We start from the raw sequence: 15,580 nt of genomic DNA, 5'->3' as shown, positions 1-15,580 counted from the left end.
GGCCCCTCAATCGGTCTGGTTGAGCGCATCGGCAGCGGGGATCTCGCGTTCGCGCCGCGCAATGTAGTCCCGCAGGGCCTCATCCGTCGCCACGTCGAGTTTCGGCTCCTCATAGGTGTCCAGAAGTTCGCGCGCGCGTTGCAATGCACGCTGGGTGATTTCAACGCTGCCTTCGGCCTGCCATTGCTCAATGGAGTTGTTGTCAAACATCTCCGGCATGAAGAACGCGCGCTGGAAATTCTCCAATGTGTGGGGGTGACCCAGGTAATGCCCGCCGGGCCCGACATCGCCCACCGCCCTCAGCGCTTCGTCAAAGTCGTCCCAGTTGATGCCCTGCGCCATGCGATACCCCATGGCGCACATCTCCGCATCGACGACGAATTTGGCCATGGAGCAATGCATGCCGGCCTCATTCCAGCCCGCCGAATGCCAGATGTAATTGGCCCCCGCCATCAGCACCGCATTCAGAGTCATCGCACTCTCATACCCGGCCTGCGCATCGAAGATCTTGGCCCCGCCAAGCGTGTTCGATGTGCGCCACGGCACTTTGTAAAACCGCGCCATCTGCCCGATCATGAAATTCATCAGGCTGATTTCCGGGGTCCCCGCCATGGGTGCGCCGGATTTCATCGATACGGTGCTGAGGTAATGACCGTAGATCGCCGGTGCGCCCTTGCGGATCACCTGTGTATAGGCCAACGCGCTGAGCGCTTCGGCATTCAGTTGCGCAACGGTCGGTGCGACGGAAGCAGGCGTATTTGCCCCGCCCAGCACGAAAGGCGAGCACAGCACCGGCTGATTGCGCCGACAAAACGCCCGCATCGCGCCCAACATGGTTTCATCCCAGACCAGTGGCGAGTTACCGTTGCAATTGCCGGTCACAACCGGGTGGGCATCAATGAAGTCGTCACCAAAGAGAATAGCCGCCATATCAAGCACATCTTCGGCGTTCTTCGGGCTGGTCGTCATGCCCATGAAGGTCTTGTCGGAATGCTTCATCGAGGAATAGGTGATGCGCAGATGCCGCTGACTGATCGGGTGATCATAAGGCTCCACGATGTGATGCGCCGAGGAGTGCATGCCGGGCAGCATATGGCTGAGCTTGTGGAAATTTGCCAGATCCGCCAGCGTCGGATTGCGCCGCACGTCGTCCAGATCGCGCAGGTAGGGCGCGCCGGTCATGGGCACAAAAATCGCATGGTCCTTGCCGAAAGGCAGGTTATTGGCCGGATTGCGCGCGTGATAGGTGAAGGTTTCGGGGATCGTGGCGATCAAATCGCGCACGAGCGCGCGGTCGAGATGCACGCGCTCGCCCCGAACATCGGCCCCGGTACGCTTCCAATCCGCCAGGGCAATCTCGTCGCGGAAAACCACGCCGACGTTTTCCAGAATATCCATTGAGGCCGCGTCGATGCGCGCCACCTGCTCTTCCGTCATCGGCTCGGTCAAGGGCAAGTTCCGCTTCAACGCGGGCAGCATGGTCACATCGCGGGTCTGGCGCTGCGCCTTGCGTGCGCCGCGCCCGCGCCGCGTGGTGCCGACGGCGGCCACACTCATGTCTCGCCCCCCAGCCTGTTGCCAATCGCCGCCATGGTGTCACGCAGCGCAGCATGCGTGCCTGCTGCCCGCAAGCTTTGGGTCATTTGCAGGCTGATCGTGCCTTTTGTTGCCAGCGCATCGCGTTCCCGCGCCAGCGCCCCGGCCTCTTTGGTCATGGCGCCCAGATAGCCGCCGATCAACTGCGCGGCATAGAAATCTGATTGAGCCGCGTCACCCGTGTCCTCTGCCAGCCACTGCGCGCCTGTAGCCATCAGGTCAAGCACCCCCGGCAGCATTGCGCAGACCGCAAAATGCATGTTCAGCGCGCGTTCATCGGCGACGGCAAACACAGGGTTTCCCGGGGCAAAAAGCGCGCCCAACAGCTGCGCATCGGGACAGGCTGGCAAGGGGCATCCGCCCTGTTCGAGATAGCCCAGCGGGATCGTCGCCACGATCTTAGAGGCAGGAGCGCAAAGCGTGCGTAACCGCGACAGAGACACTCCCGCCATGACGGTAACGATCTGCTGGTTTTCGCGAAACACCAGCGTCTCCAGCACCGCCTCGGCGATCTGCGGGCGCAGGCACAGAAAAATCACATCGCTGCTGTCCAGAACCGCCTGATTGGGCGCAACGGTGACGCCATGGCCCTGCGCCAGCGCATGCGCGACCGCGGCATTGCGGTCGGAGACCGTCAGGCGATGCCCTTTGCCGGCCAGAAACCGCACCATGGGGGCCGCGATATGCCCGGTGCCGATGAACCCGATGCGGCTCATGAGATTGCGTCTCCGTCTGCCGGATCGGTCAGGTCAATCCAGATCGTCTTGATCTCGGTATACTGATCATGGGCGTGCAAACCATTGTCGCGCCCGCCGAACCCCGATTGCCGGTAGCCGCCAAAAGGCGTGCTCATGTCGCCTTCGCCGTAGCAGTTCACCGTGACGGTCCCGGCGCGAATGTCACGGGCCCCGCGGATCGCCTGACGTGTATTGGCAGTAAAGACCGAGGCCGCCAGCCCGTAATCGGTGTCATTTGCGACCGCGATGGCCTCTTCGGTCGACGTGACCTCAATGACGCTCAGAACGGGGCCAAAAATCTCCTCCCGCGCGCGCGGGTCCTCCCGGCTCACCTCATAGATCGTTGGGGGCACAAACGGCCCGTCGGCTTGCCCGCCTGCAAGCGCCTCGCCTTTCAGATACGCACCAACCTTGGCCACGTGACCTGCATCAACAAGCGCGCCCAGATGATTGGCCGGATCCAGTGGATCGCCGGTTTTCCACTCCCTCAGGCGGGCCTGGATACGCGCCATCAACGGTGCCTTGACATCGCGGTGCACGATCAGACGGGAAGCGGCGGAGCAGTTCTCCCCCATGTTCCAGAAGGCGGCATTGACCACATGGGCGGCCACGTGATCGAGGTTTTCCGCATCCGCCAGCACCACCGCCGGGTTCTTGCCACCGCATTCCAGCACAACCTTTTTGAGGTTGCTGTCGGCTGCATAGTGCAAAAACCGCCGGCCGGTTTCGGTCGATCCGGTGAAGGAGACCATATCCACATCCATGTGCCGGCCCAACGGCTCACCCACCGACGGACCATCCCCCGGCAACACCTGCAAAACACCCCGCGGCACGCCCGCCATATGGGCCAGCTCCGCAATCCTGAGCGCGGTCATGGAGGTCTGTTCGGCCGGTTTCACGATCACCGAACACCCCGCCGCCAGCGCCGGGCCGATCTTCCAGGCCAGCATCAGCAGCGGGAAATTCCACGGCAAAATCGCCGCGACCACCCCGATGGGTTCGCGAACAATGACAGAGAGCGCATCATCGCCCACAGGGGCCGTCTGATCATAAATCTTGTCGGTGGCTTCGGCGTGCCACTTGATGCAGTGAATGGTTTCGGGAATGTCGATCTCTTCGCAGTCACGGATGGGTTTGCCGGACTCAAGGCTTTCCAGCACCGCCAGTTCCCGTTTGCGCCGCGTGATGTATTTGCACAGTTTGATCAGCACATCCTTGCGCGCCGACGGATGCATGCGCGCCCAATGCCCCTGCTCAAACGCCTCGCGCGCCTTTGTCACTGCAAGCGCCACGTCCTCTGGCCCGGCGTTGGAGATTTGGGTGATCTCCTCTCCGGTCGCGGGGTTCAGTGTGGGCATCATCGGCCCCGTTCCTTTGCGGAACTTCCCGTCTATGAAGGGCGTTGCGGGGAAATCAAGCTCGGCGGCAATGGCGGCATATTCCGCGCGGGTCAGAAGGTCGGTCATCAAAAGGCTCCCGGAATGGCGGCAATGGTGGTGTTCATCGTGCGGATGACCTCTTCCAAGGCGCGTTTGTCGTCTTTATTCAGCGGTTGCAGGGGTTTGCGTGGCGGGCCTGCCGCGATGCCGCGCATCGTCACACCATGTTTGATGCATTGAATGAACTTGCCGCCCTGTTCCAGCACACGCATGAGCGGCAGCATCGCCGACATGATCGCCCGACCGCGGGTAAAATCGCCATCCACCGCACAGGCGCGATACATCGCGATATGCGCTTCGGGCGCAAAGTTTGACCCCGCACAGACCCAGGACCGCGCGCCCCAGGCAAAAAACTCCAGCGCCTGATCGTCCATCCCGCAGCTCAGCGCGATATGCGGATAGTCCCGCGCCAGCATGTGCAAGCGGTCGGGATCGCCGGAACTTTCCTTGATGGCGCAGAAATTCGGACTGCGGCCCAAACGGTCGAGGCATTCCGCGTCCATGTTCACACTCATCCGCCCGGGGTAGTTGTAAAGCATCACCGGCAGGTTGACGGCGCGGTCAATCGCCAGAGCATGCAGCGCAATCTCGCGCCCCGTCGGATAGGCATAGGGCGGCGTGGCCACCAGCAAAGCGTCGGCACCCACGTCCTTGGCCGCCTGCGCATAGGCAATGCTGTCTTCGGTGCGAATGGCTCCGGTGCCGACGATCATCGGGACACGGTCCCTGATGAGATCCTTGCAACGGCGCATCATCTCAACCCGTTCGTCCATGGATTGGGCATAATATTCGCCGGTCGTTCCTGCCACGATAAGGCCCTGTACGCCTGCGCCGATCAGATGCTCCACGGTCTCGGCCAGCGCGGTCTCATTGAGCGAAAAATCATCGTTGTAAGGCGTGATCAGCGGCGTGTAGATACCTTCAAACTGCATTTCGGTGATCCTTGAGTGAAACAACATCGACAGGCAAAGGATCAGGACGCACGTAGCGCTCCATCCGATCCCGGGACAAATCCCAATGCTGCAAAGATAAATCCAGAGCCAGGGGTGCCTCATAGGCCTCGATTGCAGAAATCATCGCATCATGCTGCTCTCCGGCCTTTTCAATGCGGCGCTCTTCTTCTTCGGACGCGGGCCTGTAAAACCGCTGGCTGAGACGCGTGTGATCAATCAGCAGCCGGCCCAGCGAAGCCACCAGATAAGGATTGTGGGCCATCTGTCCGATCACGGCATGGAAGTGATGATTGGCTAACGCCGCAGCTTGCGCATCATTGGCAGCTGTCGCATTGGTAAAGGCCCGCTGTGCCGCCTTGAGGTCCTCGAGCTGCGGGCCCGTCCGGGCCTCTGCGGCCAGACTTGCGATGTTTGCATAGATCATCGGGGCCGTCTGAAAGAACGTCCGCATGGTTCCGATGTCCATCGAGGCGACCTTTGAGCCGCGGTTTTCCGTGCTGGAAATATACCCGGCCCCCGCAAGCCGATGCAGCACTTCGCGCATTGGGGTTCGCGAAATCCCGTAGTGTTCGGCCAAGGCCGTTTCATCCAGATCGCTCCCGGGTGCCAAATCTGTCGACAGGATGCGATGCTTCAGATCGTCCAGACATTCATCCTTGGTCATCTTGCGCATAGCGAGGTTCACATCGATCACATCATAATGTATACTTTTTGTATACATTCAGAATTTCCAGTCAATCCCCCTTTGCGGGCTCCATCACGTGGATGGCCATAAGCACATGTTTCGAAACACCCCTTTGTGGATCAATTTGCGGGCAAGTTTGGCTTAAACCCCAAAGCGCATCCCGACCGACGTCACAGTGGCACCCCTCAATTTCACCAAGCTGTTCAGATTTTTGGACCTCCGAGCACCAACCTGATACGCTCCCATGGGATGTCTCATTCGCCTTCGCAATCGTGTGACTGCAATCACCAAAAAAGGGAGTGTCTATGCCTTTCGCCCGAGCAGAGCTGGTCAGCGCCATTACACCCATTGAACATTTGCCTAATCTGTCGGCCCGTCTGGGCATCGATTTGCACATCAAACGCGACGATCTGGCCGGAACGACGATGGGCGGGAATAAATCCCGGCAATTGGAATACTACCTCGGCGCGGCGCAGCAAAAGAACGCGCAGACCGTCCTGATCACCGGGGCCGTTCAGTCCAATTTTGTCCGCACGGCCGCGGCCTCGGCAGCGAAACTCGGAATGCGAACCATCGTGCAACTGGAGGATCGCGTCCCGGATGTGGACGCACTTTATGGATCAAATGGAAATGTGCTGCTGGCGCGCCTTTTGGGCGCGGAGGTCATGCGTTACGCTGCAGGCGAAGATGAAGCCGGGGCAGATGCCGCTCTGCGTGAACGCGCCGAGATTGAGCGCAAGGCAGGTCGCGTGCCCTACGTCATTCCGCTTGCTCTGGGCAATCCCCCACTGGGCGCTTTGGGCTACATGCGCGCCGCCGAGGAAGTCGTCAGTCAGGACGCCGATTTCGACGTTGTTGTCATCGGCTCCGGTAGCGGATTGACGCATGCGGGAATGCTCGCGGGATTGCGGTCCATAGGTCACCCCGCACGGGTCATCGGCAGCTGCGTGCGACGCGATGCAACGCAACAGACGCAGCGGATCAGCACCGTTCTTGAAGCCCTCTCGGAATTGTTGGGCAGCAAGGTTCCGGTCACCGACGCTGACGTCGTCATCTGGGATGGAGCATTCTCGCCCGGCTATGGTCAGCTGGGGCCAAGCGCCGCGCAAGCCATGGCCATGATGGCACAATCAGAAGGCATCGTTCTGGACCCGGTTTATACGGCCAAGGTCTTTGCTGCGATCCCGGCGTTGGTTGACAACGGCGAAATACCCGAAGGGAGCCGGGTGTTGTTCGTGCATACCGGGGGCCTGGCTTCCCTCTTTGCCTACCAATCGTCATTGGAAAATGCCTTCCCTCACCCCTGAACGGCCGTTTTGCGTCATGGATGAGAACTCATTTGCCGCAAGTGCCAAGCGGACCTTCGCGCCCTTTGGCAGAAGGTCCGCAATCTGGCCAGCGGGTAAAACGCGGCCGACTCTCGGGCTGGCCCTTCTTACAAGCCGATGAAAACCTCCGCCAAGGCGATGAACATCGGAATGCTCAGAATGGCGACCGGCGTTCCGATGCCGGTGGACGTCCCGACATAGGCCGATGAATTGGCTTCAGGCAACGCGCCGCGCAACGTTGGCGGACCTGAAATGTCGGAGCTTGACGCCGCCATTACCGACAACAAGACCACGCCGCCCGCAGAAAACCCAGTCAGCTCATGCGCAATATATCCCACGCCAAAGCCAAGCAAACCGTGAAGGATAGGTGCCGCAATACCATAAAGAATATAGGCATGCGCAACTTTGCGTAGCTCTGCGATCCGCAGCCAGGCCTCCATCCCCATGATCAGCATCAGGATCGACAGAAGGCCCCGGAACAGGGGTTCGTAGAAACTCCGATAGACAGAGTCCGGTTCAGCAAGGATGCCAAGAGCCAATCCGACAAGCAGAGCCGAAATCGCCGGGCTTCGGAACGTGTCGACAAGGATGCCACGCAACAGACCGGGCTCGATCGTACCCGCGGGTGCCGATGACCGCCCGGCCGCCCCAAACCTGGCCAGTGTACCATCCGTGTTGACGGATACGTCGGGCGCCGTCCGCCGCGCAGCACTCAGCTTTGCCATGACAATTGCCGTCACAAGTGCCGCGATGTCCATGAAAGGATATAGCGCACCGATGAACCCTTCGTACGGAATGCCCCCGTCATCAAGGATTGCCATGCCCGCCGCCAATGTTGACGCCGATACCGCCCCAAAGAGGCCGGCGGTCGCCAAACCGTCAATCTGCGACACGCCGCGCCAGCGCGCCAGAGTCCAACTGCCCAGGAAAACGATTGTGATGCCGACAATCGCCGCGCCGACGGCAGGCACAAAAAGCTCGACAAAATTGGCTTCTCTGACAGAGATTCCCGCGCCCATACCCACTTTGAGCAGCAGAAGGATGACGATGAACTTGTAAACCGGATCAGGAACTTCAAATTTGCTGCCCAAAGCTGCAAGCAACATGCCTGCAATCAGGAAGGCGAGCGTGGGTTTCTGAAACTGGTCAACCAACGTGCTGAGAATGGTGAAGAGGGTATCCATCGGCGGTTCCTTTCGTGATTGGGATGCTGATACCGCGCCTCAAAAGAATAAAAAAATATATCTTTTTGAAGAAATCATTCTATTTAATAGAACAATGGGTCAATTGAACTATCATCATCTGCGCTATTTTCGGGAGGTTGCCATCGAAGGGCACCTGGGGCGTGCGGCGGCCCGGTTGAACGTCTCCCAATCCGCCCTTTCTATTCAAATTCGACAGTTGGAGGCCCGCCTCGGGCATGATCTCTTTGACCGTGTTGGCCGGAGCCTGGTGTTGACCGAAGCAGGCAGGATCGCGCTTGATCACGCGTATCGGATTTTTACCGCTGGCGACGACCTGCTGGCGACACTTCGGCAGAGCAGCACAACCAGCCCGCCCTTGCGGGTCGGGGCGCTCTCAACGCTATCACGTAACTTTCAACTCCAGTTCCTGCGCCCGTTGCTTGAAACGGCGGAATGCAACATTGTCCTGAAATCGGGCAATACGAAAACACTGCTGGCCGATCTGGAAACCCTGGCGCTCGACGTGGTGCTTACGACAGAAATGCCTCAGAGCGGGTCCGCTTCGACCTTTGCCGCGCAAAAGCTCAGCGAGCAACCGGTCGGCATTCATGGGCGTCCCGAGTGCCTCAACTACGGCTCGCTCACATCCCTTCTTTCCAATGAACCACTGATCCTGCCGACCGAAAGCGTCATTCGAGCAGGCTTTGAGAACCTGATCGCGAACCTGGACATACAACCGCGCATTGCAGCCAACGTCGACGACATGGCCATGGTGCGGTTGCTGGCGCGTGAGGGCGCTGGTCTTGCCATAGCGCCGGCCGTGGTTCTGGCAGATGAAATTGCAAGCGGAACGGTCATGACCGCGCCTTTTGATCTGGAAATCATGGAACCCTTTTTCGCGGTGACGCTCCCCCGAAAATTTCCCCACCCAGCACTTCGTGATCTGGTACAGGCGCGATTTTCAGACGCGCCAGAAAAATCTTATTCGGGCGGCTGAAAGAATGCGCCCGACCCGCGGCTGAAACGGGAGGCGCCAGCATTCGTGGCCGCGTCAATCCGAAAACCGTTTGGCCTTACGTTAACCCTGATCGAGCTCCCGGAGGCACTACATTCCGAGTGCTTCTTTGTACATTTCCAGCACCGCTTCTTCTTCGGCGATATCGTCCGCATCGCGCTTGCGAAGCGCGATGACTTTGCGCATCACCTTCGTGTCATAGCCGCGTGCCTTGGCCTCGGCCATGACCTCTTTTTGCTGCTCAGCGAGGTCCTTCTTTTCTGCATCCAACCGTTCGATCCGCTCAACAAACTGACGCAGCTCATTGGCGGTCACGCGGTAGGTCGCATCCCCCGGGGCTTCGACAACGGCAGGGTCGGTTGCAGTATCACTCATGGATGGTTCCTTGCATTTCCAGTTTGACGGACGGGCCTTGCCTAGCGCTCCGATCTCATCGCTGCAAGCGGCATTCATGACCCGAGGCGTAAGAAAGAGAAAAATGGCATGACATCAGCCCCTGCGGCGGCAGGTTCTTTCCAACGCCATCTCCGGGCCTAAGTTTTACACCAGCTTTTACTTGCGCCGCTCAAAGGGATTGGGTAGCGCTGCACACATGGAAAACGCTGGCACCACTTCGGTTTTTGATCTGCTCATTTGGGGCGGCGCGCTGCTGACCCTTGCGGGTTTTTTGGGCCTGATCTGGTGTGTCATCTATATCGCGCGCGCCCGGAAAGCGCAGCTTGAGGATGAGGAAATGCGTGCCAAGCTGAAAAAGGCGCTGCCGATGAACCTCGCGGCGCTATTTCTTTCTGTGATTGGACTTATGCTGGTGATCCTCGGTATCTTCTTGGCATAGCGGGCACCCTTGCCAGAAGGAAGTGCTCCGGCCTAATCTGGTCAAAACAAGGGAGCCAGCACAATGTCCCCACATGTAAACGCATTTTTCGACCCAGCAACAAACACCGTCAGCTACGTCGTGCAAGATCCCCAGGGCTCATCCTGCGCGATCGTTGATTCCGTTCTGGATTTTGACCATGCCTCGGGCCGTACAAACACGACATCCGCAGACAACGTAATCAGCTTTGTCGAAACCAACGGGTTGCAGGTACAGTGGATTTTGGAAACCCATGTGCATGCCGATCATCTGTCAGCAGCGCCTTACCTGCAGGACAAGCTGGGGGGCAAAATCGGTATCGGCGATCAGATCACAGAGGTGCAGAATACCTTTGGCAAAGTCTTCAACGAAGGCACTGAATTTCAACGGGACGGCAGCCAGTTTGACCGGCTTTTCGGCGACGGAGACAGCTTTCACATCGGACAGATGCGGGCGGACGTCATGCATACCCCCGGGCATACGCCGGCATGCATGACCTACGTCCTGGGCGATGCAGCCTTTGTCGGTGACACGTTGTTCATGCCGGATTTCGGAACCGCCCGGTGTGACTTCCCCGGGGGCTCGGCACATGATCTTTATCGCTCGATCCAACGCATTCTCAGCCTGCCGGATGACACCCGCATTTTTGTTGGCCATGACTACAAAGCGCCCGGTCGCGAAGAATTCGCCTGGGAGACCACTGTTGGTGCGCAGAAAACCCGAAATGTCCACATCGGCCAAGGGCAGGACGAGGACAGTTTTGTCGAAATGCGGCAAGCGCGTGATGCAACGCTTGGAATGCCAAAGCTGATCCTGCCGTCTTTGCAGGTTAACATGCGGGCGGGCAACATGCCCGAACCCGATCAGAATGGCGACGTGATGTTAAAATTGCCGATCAACAAGCTCTGATGGCGTGTTCAGGGACGCGCGCAACACTTCGGGTCGAAGTCAACAGAATGTGTAGCGCAATTTTGCGAAAACCGGCGGTCTGGGAAAAGTTGCAGACTGGACACCGCATTTCTCTGGCCATAGGTCTTTGACCATGGATATCCGTCAAATCACACCCGACTTTTTTGCTGCCCCTCAAATCTGCGTCGATGACCTGCGCGAAATCGCAGCGCTTGGTATTCGTTTGGTAATTTGCAATCGCCCTGACGTCGAGGTCCCCCCCAGCCACCAGTGCGCCGCCATCGAAGCCGCGGCAATCTCGGCAGGGTTGAAATTTGCGGTCCAGCCGTTGACGCATCAAACCATGACGCCGGATATTATCGCGGCGAACCGGGCATTGATGGACAGTGTCGATGGCCCGGTGCTGGCTTATTGCGCGTCCGGGACCCGCTCCACCATAGCTTGGGCGCTCTCAGCAGCGCGGGAAATGCCGGCGGATGACATCATTAGCGCGGCGCGGGACTGGGGATATGATCTAGAAAATCTGCGGGCGACCTTTGACGCCATCAGGCGTCAAACAGAGTAACGCTGATCAGGCGGTTTTGATGTCCTGCAAGTCTTCAAGCGCCGGGAGTTCCTCTGCACCGTCAAAATCCGGCAGATCAGGTAAATCCGGCAGGTCGGGCAGATCAGGCAATGCCGCGGCCTCATCGATATCGATGTCCGGCAAATCCGGAAGCGCCGGGGCGGCATCCAAATCAGGCAAATCGGGCAGCTCCGGCAAGTCCGGTAAATCCGGAAGCGCGCCGGGTTCTTCAAGCATGTCGATTGTCGCCGCCGGATCGGCAAACATCTCACCGGCGGCGGGCTTAGCGGGTTGCACCTGAGGTAGATCCAACTCGTCCCGATCTGCGGCGCGACGCTTCGGATTGCCGGTGGTGGCGACGTTGGTTTCCAGTTGCACGGCGCGCTGACCATCCACCTGCCCCAGTGCCCCGCGGCTGACCACCCGCCCGTCCCGTGTGATAACCTCGACAGCATCGAATGCATCCGGGCGCAAAGTCAGAACATCACCGGGCGCTAATCGCCCTAATTCCGCCAACGGCAACTTCAATCGCCCCATAACCGCAGTCAGGTCAGCCTTGAGACCCATCACCGTCTTCTCCAGCGTCACTGGCGGGGTCGGGGCCGCATCCTCTTCATGATCATGCGCCGCCAGTTCAGGCCGCTTTTCAACAATCGGCAAAAATAGCGTCAGGACTGACTGGAAAGCACCACCTTCCACGTCAATGGTCAGGCGAAAGATGTTGTATTCGGTTGCGTCCAGAGCCAGGCCAAAGAGGCGGGCGTTTTCCACCCGCGCACCAAACCTGAGGACCGCCAGCGTGTCACGATCTGCATCTGCTTCCAGAAGACCATGCGCACGACGGAACAATGCATCAACCAGAGGCGCACAGAGAGCGGCATCGGTGGATGTCATAACCCGTTCGGTGGCGGGGTTTTTCGACACCTTTCCGGTGGTTTGCTGCTGGATCATGGCACCAACCAGCTCAGGACCGATCATGGCCCCACCTGAACTATCCGTTGGTCCGTCCAGCAACATCAACAAGGAGGTGTCATCAAACTTCTCGGCAATGTGGTCGCCGTCGCAACGTTCCTGCGTCACGCCGATCACCACCAGCGCCATTTCGAAAAGTTCGTCGGCAATTTTGGCCACGCTGACGCGCAGCGCTTTGGGCACGGTCATGGCCCGCGCCTGATGTTCCTGTTTACCTGCCTGCGCCTTGCGCTGCAAAACTGACATCTTTGGCCCTTGTTAGAATAGCCCGCACTGATCCCGCGACGCGTGGCTTTGTTCTGCCCGGAAATAAGGGGGAATGGTTACCATTGCCTTTATGATCCCAGAATCTATGGTGTTTCTGGATAAAAACTATTGAGCAGCAAGGGCCTGCGATTGCGGCAGCAGCACCCGAAAGCCGGTGCCGCCAGTCCCGTCGAGGTACGTCACGTCACCGCCCAAACGGGTCATGATTTCGCGACAAATGGCCAGGCCAAGACCTGCGCCTTTGCCATCTTCTGCGCCGACACGGCTGAATTTTTCGAACATCACATCGCGGGAAGCGTGGGGCACCCCAAACCCATTATCAATAAAATCCACCGCGACGGCCTTGCCAAGCTGCGACACCTCGATGCGCAGAACGGGTTTCTCGGCCCGGCAGTATTTCTGAGCATTGGTGATCAGGTTGATGAAAACCTGACCAAGACGGTCCAGATCCGTATGAAGCTGCACATTTTCCCGCAGAGCTTCACGTTGCACCTCTATTTCGCGAGATTCGCTGGCCTGCGCCGTCGCCACAGCCCGGTCGAGCAGATCCGAGAGTTCCCCTGACTGGACATTTAGGGTCACCTGACCGTTTTCCAGAACGCTCAGATCCAGCAGATCATCCAGCAAGCGCGTCAAGCGAATGGCCTCCACATGAATGATATTCGCATATTTTGCCTTTTCGCGATCCTCCAGCCCCTCGGTATCGCGCATGATTTCCGAAAAGGCCCGGATGGACGTCATGGGCGTCCGCAATTCGTGACTGATCTGGCTGAGAAAGGCGTCTTTCTGATGGCTGAGCCGGGTCAGCTTGTCATTGGCCTGACGCAACTGGGCCGCTGTCTGGCTGAGTTCGCGGGATTTGGCCTCAAGCTGGCTGGAATATTCCAGCATCTGCGCGGATTCGTCCGCGACCGCCAACAGGTCCTGCACGGAAACGGATGTCCCCCCAACGATCTGGCCAATCATCGCATGCGCGGTAGCAGCACCAACAGAACCCGCCAGTTCTCTTTCGAGCCGTTGCAGAAAATCCGGGGTAGGTTCAGGCAGATACCCCCGACGCCCCTGCATCGTCGCTTCGCGCTGAAACAGCAGCTGGGCCTCCCGGGCTCCCAAGATTCGCTGAGTCATGATCATCAAATCCTCGCTTTCAGCCACCGACACCTGCCATCCGCGCGTCTGGGCTGAATGCTGAAAAACATTGACGAATTGCGCCCCCTGAAGCCTTTCGAGCGGATGCGGAAAGGTCACCAGCGAGACACAGGCAAAACTCGCTGCATTCAGCAGAAGGCTCCAAAAGACCGCATGAACCGTAGGATCGATGCCGGGAATGCCGAAAAGCGCCTGTGGCCGCAGCCAGCCGATACCCAGAAATCCGTTCTGAAAGGTATCTACACTCAGCACCACACCCGGTCCGAAGCTGGGCAGAAGCATCGTGAAAACCCAGAGTGAAAAGCCAACGCCCAGGCCCACCAAAGCCCCGACGCGGGTGGCCCCCCGCCAGAAAATCCCCCCCAACATGGCGGGCAGAAACTGGGCGACCCCGGCAAAAGAAATCAACCCGATCGCCGCCAAGGCGCTGGAGCCGCCGGAGGCCTGATAATAGACATAGCCCAACCCGATGATGCCCAGAATGGACAAACGCCGCGACAGCAAAACCACGTTGCGCACATCGCCCGATTGTGTGGCACCCCCCTGCCGCAGATAGAGGAAGATCGGCATCACCACGTGATTGGACACCATGGTCGACAGGGCAAGTGTCGCGACGATCACCATGGACGTGGCAGAGGAAAACCCCCCCAGAAAGCTCAATGTGGCAAGCCCTTCGCGCCCCTGGCTAAGCGGCAGGCTTAAAACAAAGAAATCCGGGTTGGACCCCGCCGGCAGCAGATCAAGGCCGATGACGGCTATGGGCACCACGAAAAGGCTCATCAACATCAGGTAAAGCGGAAAGGCCCAACTGGCGATCTGCAGATGGCGCTCATCGTCATTTTCAACGACCATGACCTGAAACATGCGAGGCAGGCACAAGAAGGCAGCAGCCGACAGGAAGGTCAACCCTGCCCAGCGGCTGCCATCAATCTGCCAGGTGCCCAGAGCCGACGCGTCTATCCGCTCAAGCGTATCAGACACGCCCCCGGCGATCCCCCAAACTACGAAAGCACCCACCGCCATCAGCGCGATCAGCTTGACCACCGCCTCGACGGCGACAGCAATGACCACACCATGATGCCGCTCATTCACATTGAGGTTGCGCGTTCCGAAAAGCACCGTGAAAAGCGCCAACCCCACCGCGATCCAAAAGCCTGCGGCAGACGCATCGGTAGATTGCGAGAAAGTGCCGTCGTCGGCCGCGGCAAAGATCGCCAGTGACGAGGTAACCGATTGCAACTGAAGCGCAATATAAGGTGTCACGCCGATGACGGCCATGATCGTGACGACAATGGCCAGGGCATTGGATTTTCCGTAGCGCGACGAAATCAGGTCGGCAATCGACGTCACCTTATGGCTACGACCGATCCGCACCAGACGACGCAGGACCCACCACCAGCCGACGATCACAAGGCTCGGACCCAGATAGATCGTCACATATTCCAACCCGGAGCGTGCGGCATACCCAACCGCCCCGTAAAACGTCCAGCCGGTGCAATAGATCGAAAGTGACAGGGTGTAGACCAGCGGCGAGCGCAACAGCCAGCCCATCTGCCCCTTCATGCCGGCGCGCTCCGCGAGAAACGCCACGCAGAAAAGCAAAAACACGTAAGCCAGACAGACGGCAATGAGTGCGTTCAAAGACGCCATCACAAGGCTCCGGTATCATCCGTTTGTGCCGGGATGCGTCCCAGACGGCGTGCAAGATAGGCCGAAATTGCAATCAGGGCCCACCAGACACCAAAGACATAGAGCAGCGCTTTTGACGTAGGTACGGCCTGCCCGTCGGCGACGCCTTGGGTAGGCCATAACAAAGGGATCATCCAAAGCCCTGCCCCTAGGATCACAAGCAACCGTATCGCATCCATCATCCGACGCCTGCGGTATCCGTCACGTTCCAGAAAGAGCGGCGTGCCGGGTTTGGCCAT

The 15,580-nt window shown here is 58.9% G+C and carries 15 protein-coding genes; 5 read left to right on the top strand and 10 right to left on the bottom strand.

The genetic code is table 11. The features are described 5' to 3' along the window. Positions 1 to 6: 6 nt before the first annotated feature. From Q0802_RS10530 to Q0802_RS10510, 5 genes are read right to left on the bottom strand one after another with little or no spacing between them, the layout of a single operon-like run. A complete protein-coding gene (locus tag Q0802_RS10530; RefSeq protein WP_298917593.1) occupies positions 7 to 1,557 on the bottom strand; it encodes a trimethylamine methyltransferase family protein in 1,551 nt (516 codons plus the stop codon). Then, complete coding sequence (locus tag Q0802_RS10525) at positions 1,554 to 2,312, bottom strand: NAD(P)-binding domain-containing protein (RefSeq protein ID WP_298917590.1); 759 nt, start codon at positions 2,310 to 2,312, stop codon at positions 1,554 to 1,556. The genes Q0802_RS10530 and Q0802_RS10525 overlap by 4 nt, the downstream gene beginning before the upstream one ends. Continuing rightward, positions 2,309 to 3,799 carry an aldehyde dehydrogenase gene (locus Q0802_RS10520; protein ID WP_298917587.1) on the bottom strand — a complete coding sequence of 497 codons (1,491 nt, stop codon included), beginning with the start codon at positions 3,797 to 3,799 and terminating at the stop codon, positions 2,309 to 2,311. Before Q0802_RS10520 ends, Q0802_RS10525 begins: the two co-directional genes overlap by 4 nt. Continuing rightward, a complete protein-coding gene (locus Q0802_RS10515) occupies positions 3,799 to 4,704 on the bottom strand; it encodes a dihydrodipicolinate synthase family protein (protein ID WP_298917585.1) in 906 nt (301 codons plus the stop codon). The genes Q0802_RS10520 and Q0802_RS10515 overlap by 1 nt, the downstream gene beginning before the upstream one ends. After that, positions 4,694 to 5,446, bottom strand: coding sequence for a GntR family transcriptional regulator (locus Q0802_RS10510; RefSeq protein WP_298917582.1), 753 nt, complete (start codon positions 5,444 to 5,446; stop codon positions 4,694 to 4,696). Before Q0802_RS10510 ends, Q0802_RS10515 begins: the two co-directional genes overlap by 11 nt. A 269-nt stretch (positions 5,447 to 5,715) precedes the next feature. Between Q0802_RS10510 and Q0802_RS10505 the strand changes: the two genes are divergently transcribed. Continuing rightward, the gene (locus tag Q0802_RS10505; RefSeq protein ID WP_298917579.1) at positions 5,716 to 6,717 is read left to right on the top strand and encodes a D-cysteine desulfhydrase family protein; all 1,002 of its coding nucleotides are present in this window, start codon (positions 5,716 to 5,718) and stop codon (positions 6,715 to 6,717) included. Between the two features lie 128 nt (positions 6,718 to 6,845). On the opposite strand, the gene Q0802_RS10500 is transcribed toward Q0802_RS10505, so the two are convergent. Continuing rightward, positions 6,846 to 7,922 carry a sodium-dependent bicarbonate transport family permease gene (locus tag Q0802_RS10500; protein ID WP_298917576.1) on the bottom strand — a complete coding sequence of 359 codons (1,077 nt, stop codon included), beginning with the start codon at positions 7,920 to 7,922 and terminating at the stop codon, positions 6,846 to 6,848. 94 nt (positions 7,923 to 8,016) lie between these two features. Here Q0802_RS10500 and Q0802_RS10495 point away from each other — a divergent pair, with 94 nt between their 5' ends. Further along, complete coding sequence (locus tag Q0802_RS10495) at positions 8,017 to 8,919, top strand: LysR family transcriptional regulator (protein WP_298917572.1); 903 nt, start codon at positions 8,017 to 8,019, stop codon at positions 8,917 to 8,919. Between the two features lie 108 nt (positions 8,920 to 9,027). Here the strand turns inward: Q0802_RS10495 and Q0802_RS10490 are convergent, their stop codons facing one another. Beyond that, complete coding sequence (locus Q0802_RS10490) at positions 9,028 to 9,312, bottom strand: DUF2312 domain-containing protein (protein WP_298917569.1); 285 nt, start codon at positions 9,310 to 9,312, stop codon at positions 9,028 to 9,030. Positions 9,313 to 9,529: 217 nt separating this feature from the next. On the opposite strand from Q0802_RS10490, the gene Q0802_RS10485 reads away from it, so the two are divergent. The 3 genes from Q0802_RS10485 (at position 9,530) to Q0802_RS10475 (ending at position 11,264) form a co-directional block, all read left to right on the top strand. After that, positions 9,530 to 9,772, top strand: a complete 243-nt coding sequence (locus tag Q0802_RS10485) for a hypothetical protein (RefSeq protein ID WP_298917564.1) — start codon at positions 9,530 to 9,532, stop codon at positions 9,770 to 9,772. Between the two features lie 63 nt (positions 9,773 to 9,835). After that, complete coding sequence (locus tag Q0802_RS10480; protein WP_298917562.1) at positions 9,836 to 10,699, top strand: MBL fold metallo-hydrolase; 864 nt, start codon at positions 9,836 to 9,838, stop codon at positions 10,697 to 10,699. A 133-nt stretch (positions 10,700 to 10,832) separates the two neighbouring features. After that, positions 10,833 to 11,264, top strand: coding sequence for a TIGR01244 family sulfur transferase (locus tag Q0802_RS10475; RefSeq protein ID WP_298917559.1), 432 nt, complete (start codon positions 10,833 to 10,835; stop codon positions 11,262 to 11,264). 6 nt (positions 11,265 to 11,270) lie between these two features. On the opposite strand, the gene Q0802_RS10470 is transcribed toward Q0802_RS10475, so the two are convergent. The 3 genes from Q0802_RS10470 to Q0802_RS10460 all read right to left on the bottom strand — a co-directional run bounded on the left by Q0802_RS10470 (position 11,271) and on the right by Q0802_RS10460 (position 15,580). Beyond that, positions 11,271 to 12,482, bottom strand: a complete 1,212-nt coding sequence (locus tag Q0802_RS10470) for a flagellar motor switch protein FliM (protein ID WP_298917556.1) — start codon at positions 12,480 to 12,482, stop codon at positions 11,271 to 11,273. A 126-nt stretch (positions 12,483 to 12,608) separates the two neighbouring features. Further along, positions 12,609 to 15,302 carry an ATP-binding protein gene (locus Q0802_RS10465; RefSeq protein ID WP_298917553.1) on the bottom strand — a complete coding sequence of 898 codons (2,694 nt, stop codon included), beginning with the start codon at positions 15,300 to 15,302 and terminating at the stop codon, positions 12,609 to 12,611. Beyond that, positions 15,302 to 15,580 (bottom strand): hypothetical protein, encoded by a 279-nt coding sequence (locus Q0802_RS10460; RefSeq protein ID WP_298917550.1) that lies wholly within the window; start codon positions 15,578 to 15,580, stop codon positions 15,302 to 15,304. Before Q0802_RS10460 ends, Q0802_RS10465 begins: the two co-directional genes overlap by 1 nt.

Source organism: uncultured Roseobacter sp. (assembly GCF_947495275.1).
Lineage (GTDB): Bacteria > Pseudomonadota > Alphaproteobacteria > Rhodobacterales > Rhodobacteraceae > Roseobacter.
The sequence above is the reverse complement of the archived record's forward strand: the minus strand, read 5'-3'. Positions and strand labels throughout refer to the sequence as shown.